Source organism: Streptomyces sp. NPDC055078 (genome assembly GCF_053607985.1).
Genome location: NZ_JBSGUP010000741.1, coordinates 1 through 3,885, shown reverse-complemented (window position 1 = coordinate 3,885; position 3,885 = coordinate 1). Strand labels below are relative to the sequence as shown.

At 64.9% G+C, this 3,885-nt stretch carries 2 protein-coding genes; both read left to right on the top strand.

Annotation, left to right across the window (positions count from 1 at the left end):
• The first annotated feature begins 901 nt into the window (after window positions 1-901).
• Window positions 902-1,942 carry an ABC transporter permease gene (locus ACWF94_RS35815; RefSeq protein ID WP_453498518.1) on the top strand — a complete coding sequence of 347 codons (1,041 nt, stop codon included), beginning with the start codon at window positions 902-904 and terminating at the stop codon, window positions 1,940-1,942.
• Window positions 1,943-2,046: 104 nt separating this feature from the next.
• Window positions 2,047-3,843, top strand: coding sequence for an ABC transporter substrate-binding protein (locus ACWF94_RS35810; protein WP_453498515.1), 1,797 nt, complete (start codon window positions 2,047-2,049; stop codon window positions 3,841-3,843).
• The last annotated feature ends 42 nt before the right edge of the window (window positions 3,844-3,885 follow it).

Below are 3,885 nucleotides of genomic sequence, written 5' to 3'. Positions count from 1 at the left end.
GAGTACCGGGGCGCGCAGATGTGCCGAGGGCGCGCGTGCCGGGGGCGGCCGGTCGGCCGGTCCGCGTCGTCGGCTTTGGTGGACTCCGGCCGGAAATGAGACAGCGGCCCGGGTGGTCCCTCGGACGAGGGGCGACCCGGGCCGTTTGCGCGTGCCCACCCCGTGGGAAACTGTGGGATTGAACCACCGGGGGCGGCCCACCCGTCAAGGGGTTTTCCTACCCTGATCGTCCGACTATCGGGCGTAGCTCACCGGAAACCTGTATTAACAGTCCGTTTCGGGGGTGTCTGTCTGTGATGCCTTTGTCCGAATTTTGGTCCTCGGGGCCCACCTGATGTTGCCAAAACGAGATGCTTTAAGTGTGGTTTACGGCCCGAACTTACCCAATAGTTGGCTTCACTGAGCTCGGGTCAATGGGTCATGCACTGTGGGGAGTGCCGGCTCAACGAGCACACATGGGTTACAGCTCTTCGCCGTCAGGGGTGTCGGCGGGTGTCATGTGCCCGAATTTGCAGTGAACACGTGGACTCATGAGGAGGAACCCATGCGCGGTGCCACGAGCGCCAGTGGGGTCGGGTCGTCACACATGGCCTGTACGGCCGGTTTCCAGCGCATTCCATCCGGTCGGGCAGCCGACGTCGGCCGCCGATCCTGAGCCCCGGTCAACCGCTCGGCTCGCGCTCCTGAGGGTGGATTCAATCCCTATTGACGCTCATTCCGACCGATTTGCCCGTGGGTGATCCCGCTGGCATGAGGTAGCACGGCCGCATCCGCCGAGGGTGCCGGCCGGCCGGGGGGACCGTCATGCGACAGCCGTGACGTACGAGTGCGCACATCACCCGTCCGTCGCCGCTGCCGTGCGCAGGACCGCGGGTCTCCGACACCCGTGAATGGACACATCATGACCAGTCCAATCGAGACCGAGGCCAACGATGCCTCTGTCGCCTTGGACAAAGACACCGCGATCAAGAAGACCGACGCCGCGGGCAGCAAGTCCCACACCGGCCGCTCGCCCGGCCAGCTCATGTGGGCGCGCTTCAAGCGCGACCGCACCGGGATGATCTCCGCGGGCGTAGTGATCTTCTTCTTCGCCGTCTCCGCCCTGGCGCCGGTGATCTCCAAGGTGTACGGCAAGGACCCGTACACGCTCTACCCGAGCCAGCCGGGCTTCGAGGACCTGCTCGACGACTTCTCGATGCCCGTCGGCAACTTCGGCGGGGTCTCCGGGGAGTTCTGGTTCGGCGTCGAACCCAACCTGGGCCGCGATGTGTTCACCATGCTGCTGTACGGCATGCGCACCTCGCTCTTCATGGCGCTCGCCGTGACCACCCTGACCGTCCTCACCGGCGTGATCATCGGGATGGTGGCCGGATACTTCGGCGGCAAGGTCGACTACTGGCTCAGCCGGGCCACCGACTTCTTCCTCGCCTTCCCGCAGCAGCTCTTCTTCATCGCCTTCATGCCGGTCGTGACCGCGCTCTTCGTCTCCCCGACGGACGAGACGCCGACCTATATGCGAGCCCTCGCGATCATCCTGGTGATGTGGTTCCTCGGCTGGATGGGTCTGGCCCGGCTGGTCCGCAGCTCCGTACTCTCCCTGCGCGAGCGGGAGTTCGTGGAGGCGGCGAAGGTCTCGGGCGCCTCCCGGTGGCGGATCGTCCGCAAGGAGATCCTGCCGAACATCGTGACCCCGATCCTGGTGCAGGGCACCTACATGCTGCCCGCGGCCATTCTGAGCATCGCCTTCCTCTCGTACGTCGGAGTCGGCTTCGTGGAGCCGACCCCCGACTGGGGCCGGATGTTCGCCATCGGCAGCGAGGTCTACGAGCAGAACCCCGCGTTCATGTTCTTCCCGGGCGTCGCGCTGGTGGTGTTCATCCTCGCCTTCAACCTCCTCGGCGACTCGGTCCGGGACGCGTTCGACCCCAAGACCGGACGCTGACTTCCGGAGCGCGGGGGGAGGCTGCCGCCCCCGTGCCCCGGGCGACCGGGCCGGTCAGGCAGCTCTTGATGAACAACAAAGGACAGGTAGGTGCAACGAGCATCATGAAGGCCCTTCGATCGCGCTCAGTGCGTGTGATAGTCGTCGCTGCCGCGGCCGGCTCCCTGGCACTCACCGGCTGTTCCAACGACAGCGGTGGCAGCTCCAAGGACGAGTCCAAGACCAAGAAGGACGCCGCCGCCCAGTCGAAACCCGTCGTCTACAGCGACGCGGCCAAGTCCACCGGACCCGCGGCGGAGGTCCCCGGCGCCAAACCGGGCGGCTTCATCAACGTCTATATGGAATCCGACATGAGCCATATGGACCCGGGCCAGATCTATGTCAGCGACGCCGGTCAGTTCTCCAACCTGATCCACCGCGGCCTGACGAACTTCCAGGAGGACGACAAGGGCAACCTGTCCATCGTCGGTGACATCGCCACCGACGCGGGCAAGCCGTCCGACGGCAACAAGACCTGGACGTACACGCTCAAGGACAACATCAAGGACGAGCGGGGCAACCCGATCACCTCGGCCGATGTGCGCCACACCATCGAGCGCATGTACTCGAAGGTGATCTTCGACGGCCCGTCCTTCGTCCAGAGCTGGCTCTCCGGCAAGGACTACCGCAAGGCGCTGCCGGACGGCCCGTACAAGGGCAAGCACCTGCCCGACACCGTGCTGGCGACGCCGGACGCGAAGACGGTCGTCTTCAAGTTCAAGGAGCCGCAGGGCGACCTGCCGCAGGCGCTGGCCATGTCCGGCTACAGCATCGTGCCGGAGAAGGCCGACACCAAGGAGAAGTACGACAAGGCTCCGGCCGCCCTCGGCCCGTACAAGATCGCCGAGTACAAGGCGGGCAAGTCCATCAAGCTGGTGAAGAACACCAACTGGGACCCGAAGACCGATGCCGTCCGCACCCAGTACCCCGACGGGTTCAACTTCTCGCTGACGATCGACCAGGCCAGCCAGACCAAGCGGCTGATCGCCGACCAGGGCGACGCCAAGAACGCCATCCAGTTCACGGACTCGGTCGACCCGACCATGATCAAGGATGTCGTCAGCAAGCCGGCGGTCAACAAGCGCAGCGTCAAGGGCTACCAGCCCTACGTCTGGCAGATGTCCTTCAACCTGGACAAGATGAAGGACAAGAAGATCCGGGACGCCATCACGCACGCGATCCCCAGCAAGCGGATGATCGCGGCCGACGGCGGCAAGTACGGCGGTGAGCTGGCCGGCGGTCTGATGGGTCCGACGCTGCCGGGCCACGACCCGACGTACGACCCCTACGGCAAGGCGAAGAAGCCCAACGGCGACATGGCCAAGGCCAAGGAGCTGCTGAAGGAGGCGGGCTTCAAGAAGGGGACCAAGATCACCTACGCCTACGCCACCGCGCCGCGCAGCCAGAAGCAGATGGTCATCATCAAGGAGGTGCTGACCAACCTCGGCTTCAGCGTCCAGGCCAAGGAGATCGAGCGCTCCACCTTCTACGAGCAGATCGGCAAGCTGAAGAACCCGTACGACCTGTACATGACCGGCTGGGGCCAGGACTGGCCGTCGCCGTCCACCGTCATCACCCCGACCTACGACGGTGAACTGGTCGCCGACGGTCAGCCGAACTACTCCCACATCAACGACAAGCAGGTCAACGAGGGCATCAAGAAGGCCCAGAAGCTGGAGCCCGCGGAGGCGGCCAAGGAGTGGGAGAAGGTCCACCACCGCATCGTCGAGGAGATCAACCCGGCAGCACCGGTCTACTACGCCAAGCAGATCCAGCTCTCCGGCTCCAACATCGGCGGCTCGCGGTACAGCACTGAGTCGAGCTACATCGACATCAACAGGCTGTTCCTGGTCAACCCGTAGCACCGGCCCACCAGAAACCGGTCCACGGCTGATCCGTGGGGG

Coding starts and splice junctions, on each gene's coding strand:
- ACWF94_RS35815 (WP_453498518.1), top strand. CDS start 902: ATGACCAGTCCAATCGAGACCGAGGCCAACGATGCCTCTGTCGCCTTG.
- ACWF94_RS35810 (WP_453498515.1), top strand. CDS start 2,047: ATGAAGGCCCTTCGATCGCGCTCAGTGCGTGTGATAGTCGTCGCTGCC.